Genomic DNA, 21964 nt, shown 5'->3' on the forward strand with positions numbered 1-21964 from the left:
AGACTCTTAAAAGAAAACATTCAATTTACCGTATTTATATTGATAGGCTTTTGATCAATTAAAAGCTCAAAATACAGAAAATAAATAATATTATCTTTTTCAACTTGGCTCATGTTTAGATTCCAAGTACAATACGGCGCTAGTCGAGGGATGCTGCGACGTTTTACAGGCACTAAATGTAAAATCGCTAGGCTCGACCATCGGTCAGACATTCATTCTGATCAACAACGGCATCCGCGAACAGAACGATCCAATCTATTTTTTCCTAGGAGATCCTGATGAACGCGGTTACTGCTTCATTTACAGATTACAAAGTTGCTGATATTTCACTTGCTGATTACGGCCGTAAAGAAATTAAACTTGCTGAAGCTGAAATGCCAGCCCTCATGGGTCTGCGTAAACGCTACTCGGCAGCAAAACCACTTGCAGGCGCGAAAATTCTCGGCTGTATCCATATGACCATTCAAACAGCTGTTTTAATTGAAACACTGGTTGAATTGGGTGCTGAAGTTCGTTGGACTTCATGTAACATCTTCTCTACTCAAGACCATGCTGCTGCTGCTATCGCTGCTGCGGGCATTCCTGTGTTTGCTTGGAAAGGCGAAACTGAAGAAGAATACATGTGGTGTCTTGAACAACAAATCAATGTAAATGGCACGCCTTGGGATGCCAACATGATTCTTGACGATGGCGGTGACTTAACGCTACTTGTTCACGAAAAATACCCAGAAGTGATTGCAAAAATTCACGGTGTAACTGAAGAAACAACGACAGGTGTTCAACGTCTGTACGAAATGCTTCGTGACGGTACTTTAAAAGTTCCTGCAATCAACGTAAACGATTCAGTAACCAAGTCTAAAAACGACAACAAATACGGTTGCCGCCATTCACTAAATGATGCAATCAAACGTGGTACAGATATGCTTTTATCTGGCCGTCGTGCGCTGGTAATCGGTTACGGTGACGTAGGTAAAGGTTCTGCTCAATCCCTTCGTCAAGAAGGCATGATTGTACGCGTAACTGAAGTTGACCCAATCTGTGCAATGCAAGCATGTATGGACGGTTATGAAGTTGTATCTCCATACAAAAATGGCGTGCAAACTGGCAAGAAAGAAGACATCAATGTTGACCTTCTTCAAAACACTGACCTGATCGTAACGACTACGGGTAACTACCACGTTTGTGATTCCGCAATGCTTGATTCATTAAAATCGGGTGCTGTTGTATGTAATATCGGTCACTTCGATACTGAAATTGATACAGCTTACCTACGTGGCTATAAGTGGGTTGAAGTTAAACCTCAAGTACACCAAGTGTATCGTTCAGAAAATGAAAATGATTACCTGATCCTGCTTTCTGAAGGCCGTTTGGTGAACCTTGGTAATGCGACTGGTCACCCATCACGTATTATGGATGGTTCATTTGCCAACCAGGTATTGGGTCAAATGCATTTATTCGCTGAGAAATTTGCTGATCTTCCAGAATCTGAAAAAGCTGCACAAATTCGTGTTGAACTGCTACCTAAGAAACTCGATGAAGAAGTGGCTGCTGCGATGGTTGCTGGTTTCGGTGGTGTCTTGACTCAATTGACTCAAGAACAAGCGGATTACTTGGGCGTTCAAGTTGAAGGCCCATTCAAGTCGGATGCTTATAAATATTAATCAACCCTCACCCCATCCCTCTCCCATAGGGAGAGGGTGAATCTCTCAAGCTATTTGCATTCCAAGTTTCATGCTTAGTATGTAAAAAATGAGTCAAACCCTGCGCCATTCAGTAATGAATGCTCCTCTCTTGAGTAAACTTTAAGGACTCCTTTAAAGTGAAGCGCAAGAGAGGTCAGGGAGAGGGTGAATAAAAAGTATTTATAAAAAGGATTTGAACATGTCTAAACAGATTCCAATTTCATTTGAATTCTTCCCAACCAAAACTGATGTAGGCGCGGAAAAACTCAAGCTTGTACATCAAGAATTACAACTCTTAAATCCAGAATTCTTTTCTGTGACCTATGGTGCTGGCGGTTCGACCCGTGAACGTACCCTGTCTACCATCAATGACTTTAATGGAAAAGGCGCACCTGTTGCCCCTCACCTGTCTTGTATTGGCGATGATAAGGCACGTATTGCAGAACTTCTAGACCTGTACAAATCTCAAGGTATTGACCGTATTGTTGCCCTGCGTGGTGACTTACCTTCTGGTCAGGTCGGTTTGGGTGAATTACCTTATGCACAGGATCTGGTCCGCTTTATTCGTGAACATTCAGGTGATCATTTCAAGATTGAAGTGGCAGCTTATCCGGAAATGCATCCACAGGCTGAAAGCTTTGACAAAGACATTCAGCACTTTGTTGATAAAGTCAATGCGGGCGCCAATGCGGCATTAACCCAGTTCTTCTTCAATCCAGATGCTTATTTCTATTTTGTAGATCGTATTCAGAAAGCAGGAATCGATATTCCGGTTGCCCCTGGCATCATGCCAATTACCAATGCCAGTAATCTGATTCGTTTTGCTGATGGTACTGGTGCTGAAATTCCACGCTGGATTCGCAAACAACTGGCTACCTATGGTGATGACACGGCCAGTATTAAAGCCTTTGGCCACGAAGTTGTGGTGAAATTCTGTGAGCGCCTGCTTGCAGGTGGGGCGCCAAGCCTGCACTTTTACACCATGAATACTACTGATCCTACACGCAAGCTTGTGAAAGACTTAGGTCTCGCATAAGTTTCTAGGCTGCATTGAGCTTCCCCACTCTTTCTTTCTCTGGAAGAAATTCAAAGAGGGAAAACAGCAATGCAGTCCTGTTTTGTTCTACCTGAGAGTAATCACCCCATGCCACGTTTTTTTATTGAAGCAGACTTAAATGTTGATACTGCGGTCGAGTTAACAGAAACCGTTTTTCATCATTGGGTGAAGGTATTACGTGCTCAAGTGGGCGAAACTGCAACATTGTTTAATGGGCAGGGTGGCGAATATGACGTGACCCTTACTGAAGTTGCTAAAAAATCAGCTACGGTCTCGGTCAATGCATTCAATCCCGCTAATCGCACACCCAAGTTTCAGGCTTTGCTCGGTCAGGTCATGAGCAAAGGCGACCGTATGGATTATGCAATTCAGAAAGCTGTCGAACTGGGCGTATCTGAGATTCAGCTGTTGACCTCGGAACGTTGCGAAATGCGTTTAAAGTATGATCGCGACCAGAAAAAACTGGAACATTGGCAAGGTGTTGCTATTGCCGCTTGTGAACAGTGTGGTCTAAATATTGTACCCAAGATTTTAGCACCCATTTCCCTTGAAAGATGGCTGGAAAATGAATTGCCAGACACCAAACTGGTTTTAGCACCTAATAAAGATGAAACAGATGTACTGGCAGAGGCGACCCTGGATCTTGCCTTATTGATTGGTCCCGAAGGAGGTCTGAGTGAAGCGGAAATTAATGCCGCCAACCACAAAGGTTTTCGTAACTGGTGTATAGGCGAGCGTGTACTGCGTACTGAAACTGCACCTGTTGTAGCCCTGTCTATTTTAAATTATGTACTTTAGTTCATCGGGTAGGTAAAATTTTGTCTTTAATTTTGTTGATTTTTATTTTTAAGACAACTAATCTCGACTAAAGAATAACAACTACTTATTAATTGATTTTCACACATTTCCTGGGGGTTTTTATAATAACAATGCACAAGGACGAAAACCGTATAGGATGAATACAGGCATTGACTCACATGGTTGATAATCCAGACGATTATATTCAGAAGCACCTACATGATGCTCAGATTGCGAACACGCTGCGTCATAGTCGCTATTTTTTGCTCAGCATAATGGTGATTTGTCTTTATATTTTTTGTATTTATCACATTCAATACAGACCTTCTAATACCTATTTTAATATCTGGTTTATTCTGACAGAGCTCCTTGTCAGCATGTGCTGGCTGGCGAGTACGCTATACTTTAAACCTGAGCACTATAACCAGAAGAATGCGCATCGCTGGTTACAGTTTCAAAGTCTGGCCGTGGGGATCAGTATCGCGGCAGGTATTTTTACCATTTACTATTATTTGCCTCAAGCCAACCCAGCCTTTAACGATATTGAAGCACTGACCTTGTCCGCCTTGTTGCTCATTGTGAGCCAAGCTTTTGGTTTAACCTATCTGACCCAAAAACTCAGTTATTTCTGTCTGGCATTTCTACCGTCTTTACTGCCTTTTTTACTGTCGCAAATTTATCCGATAGGTGATTCCAATCCTTTCTTTGCACTGGCTTTAAATTTTATCATGATTGTGATTTTGCTATGTGCAACAAGCAGTTACCGTATTCATAGCCGTACCTCACGTCTGTATGTAGAAAATGATATTCTGGTGAAAAATGCAGAACAGCAGATTCATTGGACAGATGAACTTTGTCAGCAACTCAAAACTGAAGTTAATAAATCTAAAGATATTGAACTTCAATTACAGCTCAGCAACCAGTTACTGGAACAGAAAGTACGGGAACGTACCTATGATATCGAGCAGATCAATCAGGATCTGAAGAATAAGCAGCAAGATCTGGAACTGGCACATAAAATTGCCGGTATCCGCCCTTGGGACTGGAATATTCAAGCACGCAACATCACCCTCACCAATCATAAAGATGAAAAGATTCTGCGTGATTCCAAAGATCATCATCTGCAATTACAGCATCTGATCCACCCGGACGACCTGGACCATTTTAAACGCAATATGAAACAGCACCTACGCGGTCAGACTGAACGCTACGATGCTACCTATCGGATCAGGCTCAGTGAAGGTGGCTGGAGCTGGGTACATGACATTGGTCGGGTAATCAGCCGCGACCCTAACAATAATAAGCCCTTAAGAATGGTTGGTATCCGTCGTGATATTCAACAGGAACGGCTGTCTCAAGAGCGTTTAAAGCTGGTAGCCAGTGTACTGGAACAGGCCGCAGAAGGGATTTTCATTTTGAATCCTGATTTAGATTATATCGATGTGAATCCTCACTACGAATACCTGAGCGGTTTTGAGCGGCATCAGATTATTGGTAAATCCCTATTTGATATTGTAGCGAAAAATAAATCCCAGCAACGCGCTTTTCAGGCCAGCATCGTCAAGCAGATCCAGAAAATTGGCTCTTATGATGGAGAGGTCAACGCAAAATTTCTGTCTGGCAAGGAGTCAACCTTATGGCTGCACATCAATGCCGTTACCGATGATGAAGGCCGAATTACCCATTATATTGGTATCGTATCGGATCTGACTGAACGCAAATTACAGGAACAGCGCCTGTCCTATCTGGAAAATTACGATACCCTGACCGATTTGCCCAACCGTTTCTATTATAACTATCAGCTGCACCAATATCTGGTTTCACAAAAAGACTCTCTTAAGCAGATGGCTGTGATCCGACTTAATATCGACCGTTTCCGGCCATTGAATGAATACCTGTCCAATAATGGCGGTGATGAACTTTTACGCCAGGTGGCACAGCGCCTGCGCTTGAGCAATGCAGAAGCATTGTTTGTTGCCCATCTGAATGGTGATGATTTTGCCATTCTCTATGAAATTTCACATATTCGCCCTTCAGTTCAGCACCACTGTGAACGTATTGCTCAAGCATTTAGCCAAGCGTTTAATATTTACGGTCAGGATCATGTAATCACCCTGTCTATGGGCGTGGCATTTTATCCAGATCATGGCCGCCAGCTGGATTATTTAAATAACTGTGCTGAACAGGCATTAAAAGAAGCCAAGAATCTAGGCGGCAATACCATTCATTTTTATTCAAGTGAAAATGATGCCTTGCAGAGAAATGGAATCTTCCTGGAACGGGATCTACGTAAAGCGATCCAGAATAATGAACTGATTGTCTATTATCAACCAAAAATCAATTTCAGTGATCACAGCATTTATGGCTTTGAAGCGCTGATTCGCTGGGCCCATCCAGAAAAAGGGACTATTGCACCCGATCTGTTTATTCCTTTAGCCGAACAAACCAGCCTGATTTCAGATATTGGCCGTCTGGTCATTCAGCAGACTGCTAAACAGATTCGCCAATGGAATGATCTGGGCTTTAATCATATTTGTGTATCAGTCAATGTCGTGGCGCAGCAGTTGCGTCGCGGTCAGCTGCTCGATGATCTGGATCAGGCCATTGCAGACCACCAGATTTCAGGCAACAGTCTCGAACTGGAAATTACGGAATCTTCGTTAATTGAAAATTCAGAAGCAGTCAAAAACCTGCTGAACGAGATCAAACAGCGACATATTCATATTGCGCTGGATGATTTTGGCACAGGCTATTCATCCCTTTCCTATCTTGCTGATTTTCCAATTGATACCTTAAAAATTGATCGCAGTTTTGTTTCTAAGATTGGAAAAAACAAACATGAAGCAATTGTCAGTGCTATGGTGGCCATGGGTAAAGCCATGGGCATGACTGTGGTTGCAGAAGGGATCGAGACTGAAGAACAATTAGAATATTTACGGGATTTAGACTGTGATATAGCCCAAGGCTTCTTATTTTCCAAAGCCCTACCTGAACGAGAAGCAACCGCTTATTTAGTGCGAGACAAGAGAGATCAATCTTATACATATCAAGTCTAAGTCTATATTTGACCACAATAAGTTTGTTGGAAAAACGGCCGTCTTTGTCTGTCCGAACTGGTTAACAAATGGTATATTCAGGAACATAAATAAATTCTTTGCCCACTGACTGGGTAATCTTTACAACGATCGAGAGACTGATGGACGAACAATCTTTAAAGCAACAGGCCCTTTACTATCACGAATTTCCTACCCCGGGGAAAATCAGCGTTACACCAAGCAAACAATTGGTCAACCAACGTGACTTGGCCCTTGCTTACTCGCCTGGCGTAGCTGCACCTTGCCTTGAGATTGAACGCGACCCTTCAACTGCTGCATTGTATACAGCACGGGGTAACCTGGTTGCTGTAGTAACCAATGGTACGGCTGTGCTGGGCTTGGGTAATATTGGTCCTTTGGCTTCTAAACCGGTGATGGAAGGTAAAGGCGTATTATTCAAAAAATTTGCTGGTGTGGATGTATTCGATATTGAAATTGCTGAAAATGATCCAGACAAAATTGTAGATATTGTCGCGGCATTAGAACCGACTTTTGGCGGGATTAACCTAGAAGATATCAAGGCGCCAGAGTGTTTCTATATTGAGCAGAAACTGCGTGAACGCATGAATATTCCAGTATTCCATGATGACCAGCACGGCACTTCGATCATTGTCGGTTCTGCTTTACTTAACGCCCTGGAAATTAATGGCAAAAAAATTGAAGAGATCAAGATTGTGGCTTCAGGCGCGGGCGCTGCCGCACTGTCTTGCTTAAATCTGCTTTGCGCCCTGGGTGCTAAAAAAGAGAACATCATTGTTGCCGATTCACGCGGTCTGCTGACTACGCATCGTGAAGGTCTGGATGAATCCAAGAAAGCTTATGTGCAAGACATTGAAGCTACTCAGCTAGGTGACGTGATTGCAGGCGCAGACATGTTCCTCGGTCTTTCTGCTGCCGGTATTCTGACCAAAGAAATGGTCAAGGTCATGGCAAAAGATCCGATCATCTTTGCATTGGCGAACCCGGATCCAGAAATCCTGCCTGAACATGCACATGAAGTTCGTGATGATGTCATCATGGCGACTGGCCGTTCTGACTATCCGAACCAGGTGAATAACGCGCTGTGCTTCCCGTATATCTTCCGTGGTGCGCTGGATGTGGGTGCAACCACTATTAATGAAGACATGAAAATTGCCTGTGTCCATGCAATTGCACGTATGGCGCATATTGAAGCCGATGCGGCAACCTATGGTGAAAAATCAGCTTCATTTGGCCGCGAATACCTGATTCCTGGTCCACTGGATCAACGTCTGATTCTGGAGATCGCACCTGCTGTGGCACAAGCTGCAATGGATTCTGGCGTGGCAACTCGTCCAATTCAGGATTTCTCGGCGTATCGTCAACGTTTGTCTGAGTTTGTCTACAACTCGGCATTCGTCATGAAACCGATCTTTGAACAGGCGAAATCTGATCCTAAACGCATTGCCTATGCTGAAGGTGAAGACCTGCGTGTATTACGTGCTGCACAAATTGCTGTGGATGAAGGTCTGGCAAAACCGATTCTGGTAGGCCGTCCGGCAGTCATCGAAGCCAATATCAAGAAACTGGGTTTACGCCTTGAAGACGGTGTAAATATCACTATCATTGATCAGGAAAAGAACCCGAACTATGAAATGTTCGCGGATGATTACTACAATATCATGCAGCGCAAGGGTGTAACGCCTGAATATGCACAGCGTGAAGCACGTCGCCGCTCTACCCTGATCGCTGCGATGTTGGTAAAACATGGCATGGCAGACGGTATGCTGTGTGGTACTTATTCAAGCTACGATATTCATCTGGACTTCGTCAGCAACATCATTGGCAAGAAAGATGGTCATAACACTTTCTTTACCTTGAATGCCTTGATGCTTGAAGACCGCAACCTGTTCATCGCCGATACCTATGTCAACACCAATCCTACGGCTGAACAGCTGGCTGAAATGACCATTCTGGCGGCTGAAGAAGTGCGCCGTTTTGGTATGACACCACGTATTGCCCTGCTTTCTCATTCAAGCTTTGGTTCAGACCAGCATGATGCCAGCGCGCAAAAAATGCGTAAAGTGTATGATATTCTGTCTGAAATCGCGCCTGAGCTGGAAGTTGAAGGTGAAATGCATGGCGATGCAGCACTGGATGAAAACATTCGTCAGTTTGCATTCCCGAATTCACGTTTCAAGGGCTCTGCAAACCTGCTGATCATGCCAAATCTGGATGCTGCCAATATCTCGTTTAACCTGTTAAAAGCAACGTCAGGCAACAACGTGACCATTGGTCCAATTCTTCTGGGTGCGGCAAAACCTGTACACATCTTGACACCGACTGCAACTACGCGCCGTGTGATCAATATGACTGCGCTCACTGTGGCAGAAATCCAGCAAGCGGAACAAGATGCACTTTAAGCCAATGACAAGATAACGACGCATTCGCCTCGTTTCTTAACTTGAGAAAACCTCTATTCTGTAGCATGATGCTTCTAAGAATAGAGGTTTTTTCATGCAAGTTTATTTAGTAGGCGGCGCCGTTCGAGATCATTTGCTCGGACACCCCTATCACGAAAAAGATTATGTCGTCGTGGGTGCAACTCCCGCACAAATGCTTGAGCTAGGCTATCAGCCGGTAGGCAAAGACTTTCCTGTTTTTTTACATCCCCAAACAAAAGAAGAATATGCACTGGCGCGTACAGAACGTAAATCTGGGCATGGTTACCATGGTTTTGAGTTTCATACCGATGTTAGCGTTACGCTAGAGCAGGATCTGATCCGGCGTGATCTCACCATTAATGCCATGGCCATGGATGAATCTGGTCAGATTTATGATCCTTATGGTGGTCAGCAAGATCTGGAAAACCGGATTCTACGCCATGTTTCCAACGCTTTTGTTGAAGATCCATTACGGGTACTGCGGATTGCCCGGTTTGCTGCCCGCTATACCAGTGCAGGTTTCGTGATTGCCGATGAAACCATGGCATTGATGCAGCGCTTGACTGAATCTGGCGAATTAAATGCGCTCATACCTGAACGTGTCTGGAAAGAAACTTCGCGTGCATTATCGGAACGTCATGCTGATGTGTATTTTGAAGTATTACGTCAATGTGGTGCTTTGAAGGTGCTATTCCCTGAGATTGATGCCTTATATGGCATTCCGCAACGTCCTGAATATCATCCGGAAATTGACTGTGGCATTCATACCATGATGTCCTTGCAGCAGGCTTGCCGTCAAAACTACAGCTTGGATGTACGTTTTGCCGTTTTAGTGCATGATTTAGGCAAGGCTTTAACGCCGCTTGAAGAATTACCGCGACATATCATGCATGAAGAACGTGGCATCAAACCAGTGAATGAACTGTGTGAGCGTTTAAAAGTGCCGACTTATACCAAGCAACTGGCTTTGGCGGTGTGCAAAGAACATCTGAAATGTCATCAGGCCTTCAATCTTAAACCAGGGACTTTATGGCGGTTATTGCAACGCCTGGATGTATTACGTCGTCCTGAACGTGTTGAAGCTTTTGTACAGGCTTGTGAATGTGATTCACGTGGCCGCCTGGGTCTGGAAGATCGTGCTTATCCACAAGCACAGTATATTCTTGATGCCATGCAGACCGTACGTGCCATCAAGGCACAAGACCTTCCTGCCGATATTCAGGGTCCGGATATTGGCGAAATGCTGATTGAACGACGGATTCAGGCACTTGGTCAGCTCAAAGCGCAACAAACCGTAGCGATTGAATAATAAAAAAGCACCTTCGGGTGCTTTTTTAATGGCTTAGTTTCTCTTTATCACAAAAAAATTAAGAAATATTGAATCAGTACCATCAGGAAATATCTGCTGGAAAGCTGATTACTTGCTCCAGTTTCATACGATGGGTTGCAATCATCAGCAAACGGTCAATTCCGAGGGCAATTCCTGAACATTCTGGCATATTCGGTAAAGCTGCCAATAGATATTTATCGATCGGCATGACATGCAAGCCCAGCTTGGCTCGTTCAGCATTATCTGCTTCAAAGCGTGAACGTAACACGTCAGCATCAATCAGCTCATCATAAGCATTAGCCAATTCTAAACCTTCGATATACAGTTCAAAACGTGCGGCGACCAGTTCACCATCTTCATCGATTCGGGTTTTGGCCAAAGAAGCCATTTCAGGGGGGAAATCGGTCAGGAATACTGCGGTATCAAACCCCAGACTCGGTTCAACCATATGTGAAAATAACAGGTCGATATAGCCCAGACGGTCATTCCCCAGGTCCAGATTGAGACCGACGCGGCGGCAGCAGTCTTTCAGTTCTGGTAAAGTTGCCTGTAGCGGATTGAGATCCAGACGATCCATAAATGCATGCTTATAACTCAGAATGGTCGGACGGATTTCGCCAAAACGTGCTTTCAAGGTCACATTCAATAGATCAGATACTTCAAACATCAGATCTTTTAAACTGAACCCCGGGCGATACCATTCCAGCATGGTAAATTCGCTATTGTGCTTACGCCCATGCTCATCATCACGGAAGACTTTACAGATTTGATAAATGGGTCCAGAACCACTGGCCAATAAGCGCTTCATGGCAAACTCAGGTGAGGTCTGCAAATAATGCGTATGCGCTTTACCCAGCACATGGCGCTGGGCCTGTATCGAGGTCAAATGTACATCGGTCACACCGGCTTGAGATAAAATCGGTGTTTCAACCTCTAAGACATCGCGCTCAGCAAAAAACTGACGGATTTGACGATATAAATTCGCACGCGCATGCATGGCTTGAAGGTCACAAGTGAGTTGATACGTCATCGTCATGCCTTTGGCCCACCGTGTGCTGCCCACTCACGACGTAGTGGGTAGGTTTTACGTAAATGATCAAATGCCTGCTGATCGACTTTACCTTCTTTGAGACAGGCACGTAGATTGGCATCATCACGAGCAATGTCATAAATTTGGGATAAATGCTGTTGCAAAGCCATTTTTAAATCCTGCCCCTGAAAAAACTGCTCACAGACAGGCAGCTGGGATTCAAACTGTTTATTGGCTGCAAAACCAAAAGTTTGACAAAAAGCTTCGTAGATCATCTGGGTACCACGTGCCTTGCCTTCCAGGCTATAGCCGGCAATATGCGGGGTGACCAAAGTCACCAGATCCAGCAGTTCTGCTGAAATCAGCGGTTCGTGTTCAAATACATCCAAAATCACGGTTCGATGTGTCGCCTGTATATCCTGGATCAGTGCGGCTTCTTCAATGACTGGCCCACGTGCTGAATTAATCAGGACCGCGTCAGGCTGCATTTGTACCAATGCAGCAGCATTGAATAAATGATAAGTCGGATATGCGCCTGTTTTGGTTAAAGGGACATGAATCGAAATTGCATCCGCCTGCTGCAATAATTCATGAAATTCAACTTGATCAACCTGCTCTCTTTGCACCAAAGGATCATAGCCAATCACGCGCCAGCCCAAGAGCTTCGCCATATAGGCCAGTCGGGTTCCAACATTACCCAAACCGACAATACCCAGGGTAAACTTCGCATTGGCATCGAGTAATTCAGGACGTACATGCAATAACGCGGTAATCACATATTCAGCCACTGCTTGCGCATTACAGCCGGCTGCATTACTCCATTGAATCCCATGCTGTTCTAATGCAGCAATATCCAAATGATCTGTGCCGATGGTGGCACTTCCTACAAATTTGATCGAACTATTCTTTAGCAGTGCTTCATTGACCTGAGTCACTGAGCGTACCAGCAAGCTATCAGCATCTTTGACATCATCAGCACTTAAGGTTCGTCCTGCACGATGTTGAATATCACCAAACTCGGAAAAAAAGTAATCGGTAAATGCCAGATTTTCATCTGCGACAATTTTCATAATGAGATCCATATGATGCTTGGGCGTATGATAGCGCGTTGATGCTTCTGACTCTATATTTAGCTGATGTGTCCATTTTTCAAGATTTGGTGGCTTGATTTCAGAACCGAGGAATTTAAGATTCAGTATTTGCAGCTTAAAAAGAAAAACCCCAATCTTTCGACTGGGGTTTTAAAATCTGGCGGAAGCGGTGAGATTCGAACTCACGGAGGACTCACACCCTCGTCGGTTTTCAAGACCGGTGCATTAAACCGCTCTGCCACGCTTCCATGGCCGTCATCATATAAATAAATCAGATTTTTGGCAATAAAATTTAGCGAAACTTCTATAAAAAGCAGTTTATTCAGCTAAAAATCAGCCGAAACCAAGTAATTGATTACAAATACACTCATCGAATAATTTAGCTTTATCAACTGATATTGAATTTCTTAACTTTTAATGCATAGCAAATTCTAAAAATCATATTTCGCCATCAATTCTAGACGGTTATCTTGACCTTCTTGATCATTAACAGTATTGCGCTCTCCATAGACATATTCCATCCCCAAAGTCAGTGGTCTATATGGTTTGTACATGAGATTGATCCAGCCTTGTTGTAGCTTTTTATTAGCAGTGTCATTGTTCTCATCATAGATTAAAGCACCATACCCGAAAGAACTTCTCAGCTTTTCATTGAAATGGTAAGTTGTACCCACTTGAAATGCATCATAATCAATTAGTTTAATGTCACCCCCCTCCAGGAGATAACGTCGATTATCTGAAGTTGCCAGCAATATTTTATTATCTCCTGCTACATGAGAGTAATTGGCATTTAATAATAAAGATGGGGTAAATCTATAATGCAGTCCCACCGCGGCACCCCAACCCAACTCTGTTTTATTATCAACATCACGTAGACGCACTTCTTGAATTAAGCCTCGCGCAGTCACATACCCTTGGTCATTTGGTAAATCATATTTCAACTTGGTTGCCAATAACGGTAAACGGTTTTCGTCATTGCCTTTTTCCAAACTTAAGAAATACATGGTCGCTGCATTAATCGGTTGCGAGTAACGTACCATTGGATTACGGGTAGTCCCGCCTCCTAAGGCAGTATTAAAGTCCAGCATTTCTGGTGCTGTCTCAGTGGATAAGAAAGTTGACGTCGTCTGGCCAATTAACCAGCGACCATAATTTAAATACACATGCCGGAGACGAACCGTATCTTTATTGCTCCCACCTCTAAAATCAACTTCAATTTTCCCTTTTAAAGTGTCAACTTCTAATGGTGTACTAAAATCCAAGCCGATCCGTGTGGTGGTTAAAGTGGTATCAAGTCGATCTTCAGTTGCTTTTTTATCTGCTGAACCTTCTAAGGCAACCGTATGCGGGCTATTAAAAATTCCCTTTGCACCTTCAAACTGATAGGCCATATCAGCACGGATAAAACCGTATAAGTTAACGCTTGCCCCTGATGTCAATTGCCCGTTTTTAAAGAATGCTGATGGCTGAACCCCATATACTTTGCTTTCTGGTTGCACAGTGTCGGTTTGTTTTAAAAGTGCTTTTAACGCGGCTACTTCTGATTTTAACTGCTGTATTTCTGCTTGAATTACTGGTTCAGCATGTGTGCCGGTCGCATATCCACTTGCGAATAAAATCATAAAACCAAGATATTTAATTTTCATGTCTGTCCTTTTTAATTGATATCCCTATTGCATAAAAATTGAGTTTTTAAATGTCCCCTCCATACATACCGACAAATTGATTTTTAATATTTTCGTTTAGATATTTCTTTTTAATAAAATGAATCGCGTGTCTTGATTGAGACAAGGCAAATAGACATAAGCTTTCTTGGGGCTGTTTCAATACAGCAATGGCTTCATAGTCCAGTGAAATGGCAAGTTTGCATAAATATTCCGATGGATCTTGAATATATTTTATTGAGGTTGGATTCAGTTGAATGGCATAAGCCAAAAGATGTTCATTGGAATGTTTTAAAAATTTAATCACTGCCGTATTTTGGCGAATCGCATATTTCCATACATCTTCGTGCTCTTCTCCAATATATTGAATAACATAAGGTCTCTTTTTAATGGCGTATTTGAGCATGGTGATACTGGTCTGATGAATGTAGCGTATCGCTTCAGCATTGGATTTTATCGCTTGTTCACAAATTCTTTCTGTTTGAGGATGAATGTACTGCAAGGTCTTGCCATCACTTTTCACCGCAATCAGACAGATTTCTTCTGTTTTGTCGTGAACATAGCGGATTGCATACGGGTTATTTTTAACCGCCAACCTACACAGCTGTTCAGTTTGCTGACGCACATACTTCAAGGCAAAGCCATTTTGTTGCACTGCTGTCATACACATTTCTAAAGTTGGCGCATCAATATATCGAATGGCTAAACCTTCATTTTTTAAGGCTTCTAAGCAAATCTGCTCTGTACGTTTATGAACATATTTTAATAAGTCACCATAATTGGAAACCGCAAGTAAGCACATCGCTTCATTTTTATAATGGGCATATTTCAATGCACGGGGATTGTTTTTGACAGCTTCAAAACAAATTAGGTCGTCCTGGTTTTGAATGAATTTTAAGAATAATCCGTCTTTTTTGATGCTATACAGACTGTCTGCATAAGACATTCTTTCATAAACACTGCTATTCATGCATGCTCCACAAATTTAGTCCAAGCAATATCTAAAAAAACATTTTTTGACTTAAGCGATAAAAAAAACGTGTAGTGAGAATGACAAATATCAAACGTGACAATTGAAAAGCCACAATAATCGGAACCGATAAACCTAAAACTTTGGCCATTAATGACATTTCTGCGATCCCGCCTGGAGACAGTCCTAATAGCAAGACTTTTTCATCCACGGAAACAAACTGAATCAGTGAAAGCACCAGTAAAATGGACAGCGCAAGTGCAATAAAATTAAAAATGAGTGTGAAAACTAAAAATTTTTGATTATCTCTTATAAAGCTGAATGGAAATTTACTGCCCAAAGACCAGCCAATACACAATTGCCCAAAAGCAATAAACCATGCGGGAAAACTTTGATTGATGAGCTCAAAATAAGACAGCATTCCCACTAAAAACAGTGGGCCTAAAATCCAGGCATTCACTACATTTAAAGCATCAAATAGCTTTGCAACCACGAGTGCGAGCGCAAACAGTAAAACTGTAGAAAAAACTGAAGTAGTGGCTACAGCCAGTACAGGCGCAGACCATGTCACATCAAAGTAAAGCCCCATAAAGATCGGCACCAACACGACCAAAATCACAATTCTTAAACTGTGTGAAGCTGCGACTTTATCGACTTGAGCCTGATGTTTTTCAGCAATATTGACCATTTCACTGGCACTGCCAATCGCGGATGCAAACCACGCAGTGGCCCAATCTAATTGATTTACTTTGTATTGAAGTGATGCCAAAGCCAAGCTCAGGACCAGTGACCAAAGAATGCCAAATACAATAAACATCGCATAGATGGATAAGGCATTTAACAATGCAGGTGTGAAATATAGTCCTAGCACCATGCCAATAATCACTTGACCGGTCATACGCCAACGTGGATGGCACGGATTTGGAATGCCGAAACTTCCGATCAGAAGAGTGATAAGCAAGGGACCGAGTAGCCATGGCAAAGGGAGTTTCATCCAGACTGCAAGCCATGCACCGACAAAAGCTATTGCCAATCCTTTGGCATTTAACATTATATTTTTCATGCTCTTCACCACTGATGGTCAACATGCAGTTGACCATCATGTTTGGATTAGATTGATTTTTGTTTTTTAATAAATAAGTACTTACGTACAATTGGAAGGATGAGTAATAATGCAGACATAATCCATAGACCAATACTGATCGGACTACTCCACAAAATGCTCAGTTCACCTTGAGAAATCGACAATGCACGGCGCAAATTCGATTCCATGAGTTCACCCAATACAAAACCAAGAATTAGCGGTGCCAACGGGAAATCAAATTTTCTTAATACATAACCCGCTACACCTAAGCCCATGCATAGTAATAGGTCGAAGATATTAGAGTGAATGGCATAAACACCAACGAAGCTCACTGTCGCAATAATCGGAATCAGAATGTAGCTTGGCACACTTAACATACGGGCAAAGAAGCCAACCAATGGAAGGTTTAAGACCAGCAGAATAATGTTACCGATCATTAGAGATGCGATCAGTGCCCACACCAATGTTGGCTGTTCACTAAATAATTGTGGACCAGGGGTAATGTTATACATCATTAACGCACCCATCATGACCGCAGTTGTTCCTGAACCAGGTACACCTAAAGTCAGCATTGGTACAAATGAACCACATGCAGCTGCATTGTTAGCACTTTCTGGCGCTGCCAGACCACGTAAATCCCCTTTACCGAACTGGCTGTTGTCACGTGCCATTTTACGTTCAGTGGTGTAGGCCATCGCACTTGCTACAGTTGCACCTGCGCCCGGTAAAATTCCAGAGAAGAATCCGATCAGAGAGCCACGGATGATAGTAGCCAATGCGCTCAAGAATTCTTTGACGTTAAATAATGAGCGTTTACCTTGTTTCAGCACAACTTTGCCAATGGTAGTACGTTCTAGCAGTAATAAAATTTCGCTCACACTAAATAAGCCGATCACCAACGTAGTAAAGGCAATACCATCACTCAGACCAACACTATCAAAAGTAAAGCGATATACACCGGTAATGGCATCCATCCCAACAGTCGATAGCGCTAAGCCCATCAGCGCCATGATCAGGGTTTTAAAGGGCTGCGTACTTACCAGACCGGTTAAGCAGACAATGGCAAATACCATCAATGCAAAGTATTCTGCTGGTCCAAAAGCAATCGCCCACTTTGCCAATAACGGTGCAAACAATACGATTCCAATAAAAGCAATCGTACTCCCGATAAACGAACTGACTGATGACAGCGATAGTGCAATGCCTGCTTTACCTTGCTGTGCTAGCGGATAGCCATCCAGCGTGGTCATAATCGCGCCAGCATCACCCGGTACGTTGAGTAGAATTGCAGAAATACGACCACCATATTCACAACCTAAATAAACTGCTGCCAAGAGAATTAAAGCACTGTCTACAGGTAAACCGAGTGCATAAGCAAACGGTAACAGGATGGCTACACCATTAATTGGTCCTAAACCCGGTAATAGACCGACAATCGTACCAATAAATGCACCGATAAAAGCAATGAGAAGATTTTGTGGTTGTAAGGCAACTTCAAATCCCATCATTAAAAAATTTAATATATCCATATCGTTGTCATCCTTAACCGAAGAATCCGAGTGGTAACGGCACATCTAGTACACGGTCAAACAGGTAGTAGGTACACGTACTGAGCACCAGACCTGTGATCGCCACTGGAATGGTTTTGCCATTGAAAAGCTTGCCCACTGCAATGGTCATGAGTAAGGTCGCAACGATAAAGCCGAACCCTTCAAAAATAACTGCATACACAGTCAAGGCCAGTACACACAGCACCAGTTTGCCCAGCAAATGCTTGGTCCATCCCAGTTCAACCGGTTCAAACATGATGGCTGGACGTACGGTCAGATAGACTGCACTTGCTGTAATTAAGCCCATGAGTAAAATTGGAAAGGCTTTGGGTCCTACTGGATCGTAGGAAATTGGAGCCTCAAAACTGCAAGCATAGATCAGTAAAAATAATCCGCAGACCGCAATGATGCCCGTAAGAATACGTTCAGATTTCATCATCTACCCTCAAAACAAAAACTGAGCTGAAAATGGTTTTCAACTCAGTCCTTTTGTTATTTTGACAATTTATATTCTTCAGATAACTGACGCATTTCCGCAGTCTGCTTATAGACATACGCAGTCAGTTCTTCACCGGTCAACTCGAATGGAAGCAGATCCTGATTTTCACGTACTGCATCGAACTTCTGGTTAGCCATCATTTGATCAAAAGCATTTTTCCACCAGTTGAAGGCTTCATCACTGACTTTTGGCCCCATATAGAAGCCACGGATTACAGGCCATTCCAGATCATAGCCCTGCTCTTTTGCAGTTGGCAGCTGAGAGAATTTACCCTCTAAACGTTTGTCAGAGAAAACAGCCAGAATTCGGATATTACCTGCTTCGAGGTGAGCGCCTACTTCACTGATATTCCCCACACCCACCTTAATATGTTGACCCAGCAGCGAAGTAAGGACTTCACCACCACCTTCAAGTGCCACAAAGCTCATATCAGCAGGATTCACACCAGCTTTCTTCGCCAGAATGGCAGTTTGCATCCAGTCCTGACCGCCTACACTACCTGCCCCCCCAAAGCTGATTGCTTTTGGATTTTTTTGCAGGGCTTTCATTAAGTCGTCCAGCGTTTTTAATGGTGAATCTTTATGTACAGAAACCAGACCATAATCTACGGCCACACCAGACAGCCATTTCACGTCTTTTTCAGTAAAATTACCGAATTTCCCTTGTACCAGGTTCAAAAGTGAACCAGTAGAGAATGCAATCACCGCGTTATTATTTGCCGGATCGTTATTTACAATCTTGTTATATGCGACTGCTCCGACACCGCCCGGCATATAAGTCACACGCATCGGGTCTTTTAGGGTTTCAGTCTGTTTAAAACCTGACTGAATAAGCTTACAGGTCATGTCAAATCCCCCACCCGGTTTAGCTGGTGCGATACATTCAGGGCGTGTTGGCTGACTAGGATCTTTAGATGCATTTCCTGTACCACAACCGACCAATACAGCGCCTGTACAAGCCAATGCTAACCATTTCAATTTTTTCATAGCAAACTATCCTTATTGCTGAATTATTTGTTGATGTATGTCCATTTTTACCTGGTGCCAAACTAGACCAGAGAGGTCATCGGCTGGCTTGGGTGTTTACTTTGCTTTTGCTCGATGCTTGGCAATGCGCTCTTCAACAGCGAACTTCAATAACGCAGCACTGCGGTAGAAACCATGGGCGAACTTGCCAAAAGGAATCGTCAAGAAGAATGTCATTACGGTTGCAAGGTGAATAATCAGCAGCAACGCCATTGCAGCGGTGTCACGGAATGCCAGTAGCAATAGACCGGTGATACTGATCAGTAAGAGTAAGAAGATAAATCCACGATCCATTGGCTTCTGATTGACATCACCATGTAATGGATGACGTTTAATATTCAGATAAAGCAATCCGCTCGGGCCAATGATTAAGCCAATACCACCTAAGGTGCCTAAAATGACCGGCAAGCTGGTGTAGGCATAGGGGGCTTCCAGAGCAAGGAAATAGTGATAGAGGGTTGCCACGCTGGTTGCGGCGAAACAGAGTAAAAAGCCATACATGGTGAAATGATGGAAGACACGACGGATTTGGGTATATCGGTCATCTTCTTCATTACAGCCTTTGCCATGTCCGCCATCTAAATATTTTAAGGTCAGCACATTTTTGGAAGCTTGTAAAATATCGGGCTGTGCGACACCTTCTGGAATAATTTTAGAGGTTTGTTTCCAGAATTTCGCAACTCCTAAACCCAATAAAATAAATGCCAGCATAAATACCAAGCCAAATAGAACCGCCAAGAAGTTGTGCGGGAAAATGGCATAGAAATCACCTTGGTAACGACCAAACAGATCTGTTTCGTTTAGCCAAACACCAGCGAGCATGAGTAAGAAAAACAGTACCGACATTGCTGAGACCAATGGAATGCCTGTTTTTTTGTAAATTGCGCCAAATGCCGCAGGGACTGCGAACTCTTGATAGGTTTCTAAACGCACCTGTGCCATGGCTTGAGGAATATTCACCCCAAATTCATGTGGTGGTGCATATTGGCAGGCATGTAAACACGCACCGCAGTTATGGCAAAGGTTCGCCATATAATGGATATCAGCCTGAGTAAATTCGAGACGCTTGGTCATGGCTGGAAAAACTGCACAGAATGTTTCGCAATAGCGGCAGGCATTACAAATTTGTAGGGCGCGTTTTACTTCTGTTTCATTGTCACTTAATTGCACCACAGGAATAAATTTCTTCGGTTCTGAGTTCACGCCCATTCTCCTTGTGCAAGTGCGGCTTTGGCAGCATTTTTCCCTGCAATACGACCAAATGTGGTTCCAATCGACATCCCGACACCTGCGGTATACCCTTGACCCAATACATTACCAGCCATCATTTCTCCTGCCACAAATAAGTTTGGACTTGCTTTCCCATCGAAGCGCACCGCGGCATCATCTTCAACTTTTAAGCCGAGATAGGTAAAGGTAATGCCGGGCTTTAAGGCATAGGCATAAAATGGTGGCTGATCCAGAGGAACTGCCCAATGGGTTTTGGCTGGAGTTAAATTTTCAGTATGACAATCATCTAACACCGTATGATTAAACTCACCCTTAACACAGGCCTTGTTATAGTTATCAACGGTTTGAATGAGCTGTTGTTCATCTAGATTTAATTTTTGTGCCAATTGTTTTATTGAATGCGCGATAGTGCCTTCAAATACGGGCGGCATGAAACGCCCCACAGATTTGGAATCAATAATAGAATAGGCAATTTGTCCAGGTTGCTTGGCGACCAGACGCCCCCAAATGGCATAACGTTTAGGCCAAAAATCTTCACCTTCATCATAAAAACGCACCGCATTTTTATTGACTACAATTCCGAGGGAAACACAATCTATTCGGGTACAAATACCGCCATCATAGAGCGGTGCACGTGCATCAACAGCGACACAGTGGGATTGAGAAGGATCACCAATAATATCGGCACCTTGATCTATCATTAATTTGAGTAAGTTACCTTGATTAAAACGCGTACCTCGAATAATAAAATTATCCGCAGGCCATTCACCATCTTCATTTTGACCCCAGGCCTCACGTAGCCATTCCAGGTTGGACTCAAATCCACCAGCAGCGAGCACGCATGAAGCACCTTCAAAGCGTTTACCATCTTCAGCAATAGCCGCTTTAAAGACATTATTTTCGATCTCTAGATCGACAATTTTGGTGTTATATAAAATATCTACGCCTAAATTTTGTGCGCTACGGAAATAGGCATTGACTAGCGCCTTACCGCCACCCATAAAGAATGCATTGGTTCGAGCTACATGTAGGGCACCAGAAAGCGGCGGTTGGAAATTCACGCCGTGTTTACGCATCCAGTCACGGCAGGTTGCCGTTGAACGAATCACAAGACGGGCTAAATGCTCATTCGTTTTACCAGCAGTCACTTTCAATAAATCCTGCCAGTATTCTTCTTCTGGATAGGCATCAATCAGCACATCTTGAGGCTCATCATGCATACAACGCAAATTACGTGTGTGCTGGGAATTTCCTCCACGCCATTCTTTTGGAGCAGCTTCTAAAATTAAAACTGAAGCACCTGCCTCTCTTGCAGTCAAGGCTGCACATAAGGCGGCATTCCCACCGCCAATCACAATTACATCATGCATTCGATGTCTTCCCTTTCGAATTTCCAGCAATTTAAGCTGAATGTCGAAGACATCGTAAGCAGTGGATCTTAAAGAGGTCTTTAATAA

General features: G+C 43.4%; 16 protein-coding genes and 1 tRNA gene. 6 read left to right on the forward strand and 11 right to left on the reverse strand.

Features of this window, described 5'->3' with window-relative positions; all coding sequences use genetic code 11:
• The first annotated feature begins 278 nt into the window (after nucleotides 1-278).
• From ahcY to AY607_RS13765, 6 genes are all read left to right on the forward strand, one after another.
• The gene (ahcY, locus tag AY607_RS13740) at nucleotides 279-1661 is read left to right on the forward strand and encodes an adenosylhomocysteinase (protein WP_064102835.1); all 1383 of its coding nucleotides are present in this window, start codon (nucleotides 279-281) and stop codon (nucleotides 1659-1661) included.
• A gap of 220 nt (nucleotides 1662-1881) precedes the next feature.
• A complete protein-coding gene (gene metF, locus AY607_RS13745) occupies nucleotides 1882-2718 on the forward strand; it encodes a methylenetetrahydrofolate reductase [NAD(P)H] (protein WP_064102836.1) in 837 nt (278 codons plus the stop codon).
• Nucleotides 2719-2826: 108 nt separating this feature from the next.
• A complete protein-coding gene (locus AY607_RS13750; protein WP_064102837.1) occupies nucleotides 2827-3537 on the forward strand; it encodes a 16S rRNA (uracil(1498)-N(3))-methyltransferase in 711 nt (236 codons plus the stop codon).
• 179 nt (nucleotides 3538-3716) lie between these two features.
• Nucleotides 3717-6593, forward strand: a complete 2877-nt coding sequence (locus AY607_RS13755) for an EAL domain-containing protein (protein ID WP_064102838.1) — start codon at nucleotides 3717-3719, stop codon at nucleotides 6591-6593.
• A gap of 140 nt (nucleotides 6594-6733) precedes the next feature.
• Nucleotides 6734-9013, forward strand: a complete 2280-nt coding sequence (locus tag AY607_RS13760) for an NADP-dependent malic enzyme (RefSeq protein ID WP_064096305.1) — start codon at nucleotides 6734-6736, stop codon at nucleotides 9011-9013.
• A 94-nt stretch (nucleotides 9014-9107) separates the two neighbouring features.
• Entirely contained in the window at nucleotides 9108-10343 is a 1236-nt protein-coding gene (locus AY607_RS13765) for a multifunctional CCA addition/repair protein (RefSeq protein WP_064102839.1), read from the forward strand.
• Between the two features lie 82 nt (nucleotides 10344-10425).
• On the opposite strand, the gene epmA is transcribed toward AY607_RS13765, so the two are convergent.
• From epmA to tcuA, 11 genes are all read right to left on the reverse strand, one after another.
• Nucleotides 10426-11400 (reverse strand): EF-P lysine aminoacylase EpmA, encoded by a 975-nt coding sequence (gene epmA / locus AY607_RS13770; protein WP_064102840.1) that lies wholly within the window; start codon nucleotides 11398-11400, stop codon nucleotides 10426-10428.
• Nucleotides 11397-12464: a 4-phosphoerythronate dehydrogenase gene (locus AY607_RS13775; RefSeq protein WP_064102841.1), complete on the reverse strand. Its 1068-nt coding sequence runs from the start codon at nucleotides 12462-12464 to the stop codon at nucleotides 11397-11399. The genes epmA and AY607_RS13775 overlap by 4 nt, the downstream gene beginning before the upstream one ends.
• 179 nt (nucleotides 12465-12643) lie before the next feature.
• Nucleotides 12644-12733, reverse strand: a tRNA-Ser gene (locus AY607_RS13780).
• Between the two features lie 183 nt (nucleotides 12734-12916).
• Complete coding sequence (locus AY607_RS13785) at nucleotides 12917-14131, reverse strand: DcaP family trimeric outer membrane transporter (RefSeq protein WP_064102842.1); 1215 nt, start codon at nucleotides 14129-14131, stop codon at nucleotides 12917-12919.
• 46 nt (nucleotides 14132-14177) lie between these two features.
• On the reverse strand, nucleotides 14178-15119 hold the full coding sequence (locus AY607_RS13790) for a DUF4116 domain-containing protein (protein ID WP_064102843.1): 942 nt from the start codon (nucleotides 15117-15119) through the stop codon (nucleotides 14178-14180).
• Between the two features lie 31 nt (nucleotides 15120-15150).
• Complete coding sequence (locus AY607_RS13795; protein ID WP_064102844.1) at nucleotides 15151-16182, reverse strand: AbrB family transcriptional regulator; 1032 nt, start codon at nucleotides 16180-16182, stop codon at nucleotides 15151-15153.
• A gap of 47 nt (nucleotides 16183-16229) precedes the next feature.
• Entirely contained in the window at nucleotides 16230-17732 is a 1503-nt protein-coding gene (locus AY607_RS13800; RefSeq protein WP_064102845.1) for a tripartite tricarboxylate transporter permease, read from the reverse strand.
• A 13-nt stretch (nucleotides 17733-17745) separates the two neighbouring features.
• Entirely contained in the window at nucleotides 17746-18192 is a 447-nt protein-coding gene (locus AY607_RS13805) for a tripartite tricarboxylate transporter TctB family protein (RefSeq protein ID WP_155757029.1), read from the reverse strand.
• A 53-nt stretch (nucleotides 18193-18245) separates the two neighbouring features.
• Complete coding sequence (locus tag AY607_RS13810; RefSeq protein ID WP_064102846.1) at nucleotides 18246-19238, reverse strand: Bug family tripartite tricarboxylate transporter substrate binding protein; 993 nt, start codon at nucleotides 19236-19238, stop codon at nucleotides 18246-18248.
• A 96-nt stretch (nucleotides 19239-19334) separates the two neighbouring features.
• Nucleotides 19335-20480, reverse strand: coding sequence for a tricarballylate utilization 4Fe-4S protein TcuB (gene tcuB / locus AY607_RS13815; RefSeq protein WP_064102866.1), 1146 nt, complete (start codon nucleotides 20478-20480; stop codon nucleotides 19335-19337).
• Nucleotides 20477-21877, reverse strand: a complete 1401-nt coding sequence (tcuA, locus tag AY607_RS13820) for an FAD-dependent tricarballylate dehydrogenase TcuA (RefSeq protein ID WP_064102847.1) — start codon at nucleotides 21875-21877, stop codon at nucleotides 20477-20479. Before tcuA ends, tcuB begins: the two co-directional genes overlap by 4 nt.
• Nucleotides 21878-21964 lie beyond the last annotated feature (87 nt).

Source organism: Acinetobacter sp. SFA (assembly GCF_001647535.1).
GTDB lineage: Bacteria > Pseudomonadota > Gammaproteobacteria > Pseudomonadales > Moraxellaceae > Acinetobacter > Acinetobacter pecorum.